Below are 2,652 nucleotides of genomic sequence, written 5' to 3'. Positions count from 1 at the left end.
ATCACGACTCAGGTTGGTAAATACCGCCGCCTCAAACTGACACTGCGCAACCCGCCCCTGTACCAACCCATGGGATGATACTTCCATCGCAGCCAGCGGATAGCTATCACGCAGCTCGCTTAAAATGCGCTGCAGATCGACGTGAGACGGGGTGGTGTTATTCAAAGGCGTTAGCGAGTCTGGTGCCCCGTAACCGAGCGTGCCGATTACCGCACCGGGTAGTCCGCAGGCGCTGGCCAGATGCGCTATCATGGCCGTGGTGGTCGACTTACCGTTGGTGCCCGTTACACCCACCAGCGTCATCGCGCGGCTCGGCTCGCCATAAAACGTCGCAGCCAGCCTGGCCACTTTGTCGGCCAGTGCGCGGATCTTAATAATCCGTGAGTCTTGCATATCAACAACGCAGTTTTCATCGGCCAGTACCAGTGCCGCACCACGCTCAAGCGCAGAGCCCACATACTGGCCGCCATCCTGCTGATGACCCCGTAGCGCAATAAAGCAATCGCCCGGACCCACTTCTCGGCTGTCCAGGCGCAACGCGTTAATCTCTATACTTGGGTGTGACACCCCAATGTCAGCCAGTGCCTGGCTCAAATCACGAGTCATTGTCCGGCCTCTTTAAATAAGCAACCCGATCTTTGTCCGGAGCCACATTTAGAATTCTCAGTGCGTTAGAAACAATTTCGGCAAACACCGGCCCCGCCGTATGTCCGCCGTAATACACATCTCCGCCAGGTTCATTGATCATGACGACCACGGCAAGGCGAGGATCGCTAACCGGTGCAACGCCGGCAAAATAGCCCACATATTCGTCACCATATCCGCCTGCAATGGCCTTTTCCGAAGTACCGGTTTTCGCCGCGGCCCGGTAACCATCCACAATCACATTCGATGCCGTACCGCCTTTTTCAAAGACTGATTCCATCATTTCCACCACGGCCAGGGTATCTTCTTCACGAAACAGGCGCTCACCCGGTACGGGGTCATTTTGCTTCATAATGGTCAGCGGACGAGAAATACCACCAGCACCAAAGGTCGCATACAATCGGGCCACCTGAGCGGTACTGACCGACACGGCGTAACCATAAGACAAAGTGGCAATTTCAAAGTCTGACCAGCGGCGGTTGGGATAGAACAGGCCTGAGCTTTCACCGATCATCATAGTGCCGGTGTCTTCGCCAAAACCAACTTGCTGATACAGGCCAACAAAATACTCTTTAGGCAGCATCTGGCTAATTTTAGCCACGCCCATGTTACTAGATATCTTTAGAATTTCGCGCAAGGTCATTTCACCATGGTTGCGCTCATCTTTAACCAGCCCGCCATTGAGGCGCATCCAGCCTGGGTAGGTATTGATGGTGTCATCCGCCTGAATAACACCATGATCCAGCCCTGCCAACACAGCCAGCGGTTTCAAAGTTGAGCCCGGCTCGAATAGATCGGTAATGGCCCGGTTACGACGCTTATAAGGTGCCGCATCGCTCATATCATTGGGATTAAAGCTCGGACTGTTGACCATAGCGAGGATCTCACCCGTGTGCACATCCACCACCATGGCCGACCCTGAGGTTGCCTGATAAGTCAGCACCGCCGATTTTAACGCCTGATAAGCGATCGCCTGGATCCGCAAGTCGATACTCAGGTGGACGTCTTCCGGCTCAACCCGCTCTTCCTCTGCCAACACCTGAACCTCACGCCCCTGGGCATCTTTACGAATGGTGCGACGTCCTTCGGTACCTGTCAGCGCCTTGTCATAGAGCTTTTCGATACCTTCGATGCCGATGCCATCAATGTTGGTCACACCCAGTACATGGGCCGTCACCTCCCCATTGGGGTAATAACGCTTAGACTCGTCGAGCAAATGGATCCCCGGCAGGCGCATCTGGCGAATGTAGTTGGCCACCGCGGGCGTGACCTGGCGTTTTAAATACACAAAACGACGCGCGGGATTATCGCGCAGACGCTTATCTATTTTTTGTTGTTTAATTTGCAGCACATCGGCCAGCTCACGCCAGCGTACTTCACCCTGGTAAAAAGCCTGTTTGCGGGCACTCAGCTCAGCGGCATTATCGGCCAGCGCCTGAGTATCTTCCCCATTGCGACGCGCCTTTCTCAGCACTTTTTTAGTCAATGCTTTATCCAGTGCCTTAGGGTCGGCATAAACGCTGACCACAGGAACACTGACTGCCAGTTCTTTGCCATTACGATCGAAGATCATACCGCGTTGCACCCGTACGGTTTCAACCCGCACTGTGCGCTTGGCATTTTCAGAGCGGGCTTTGTCGGGCTCAATCACCTGTAAATAGGCTGCACGGGCGATCAGTGCGGCAAAAACCAGCACCAGCATCACGCTGACCAGCGCAAAGCGCCAGCTGATTAAGTTAACTGAAGTCTTCTTAGCCGGGCTCATGGTAGTACGATCACCTGCTCTTCTTTACTGGTTGGCCGCTTCATCTGTAACTGGGTTCTGGCCACTTCTTCAATGCGCGCATGCTGAGAATAAAACTCTTCTTCAACCAGCAAGTAGCGCCACTCCAGATCCAGTTCATCTCGTTTTTGTAATAGCTTGTCCTGCTCAATCAACTGCTGGCGGGTCAGGTGTGTCACCTGCACCACCGCAAGCGCCGACCCTAAGGTCAACGCCAGCAACAC

3 protein-coding genes are annotated in these 2,652 nt (G+C 54.1%); all 3 read right to left on the bottom strand.

Features of this window, described 5'->3' with window-relative positions; all coding sequences use genetic code 11:
* Positions 1-606: Mur ligase family protein (locus tag C3B51_RS22875; protein WP_240701962.1), on the bottom strand; the 606-nt coding region annotated here is incomplete at its 3' end.
* On the bottom strand, positions 596-2,410 hold the full coding sequence (locus C3B51_RS22870) for a penicillin-binding transpeptidase domain-containing protein (protein WP_130246509.1): 1,815 nt from the start codon (positions 2,408-2,410) through the stop codon (positions 596-598). The genes C3B51_RS22870 and C3B51_RS22875, both read right to left, overlap by 11 nt.
* Positions 2,407-2,652: cell division protein FtsL (gene ftsL, locus C3B51_RS22865; RefSeq protein WP_130246508.1), on the bottom strand; the 246-nt coding region annotated here is incomplete at its 5' end. The genes ftsL and C3B51_RS22870, both read right to left, overlap by 4 nt.

It is taken from the genome of Pseudoalteromonas rubra, from assembly GCF_004212645.1.
Taxonomy (GTDB): Bacteria; Pseudomonadota; Gammaproteobacteria; order Enterobacterales; family Alteromonadaceae; genus Pseudoalteromonas; species Pseudoalteromonas rubra_G.
This window is presented reverse-complemented; position numbering and strand designations above follow the sequence as displayed.

What these genes read in the sequence shown, in the direction of transcription:
- C3B51_RS22870 (WP_130246509.1), bottom strand. Translation starts at nt 2,410, where the DNA reads ATGAGCCCGGCTAAGAAGACTTCAGTTAACTTAATCAGCTGGCGCTTT.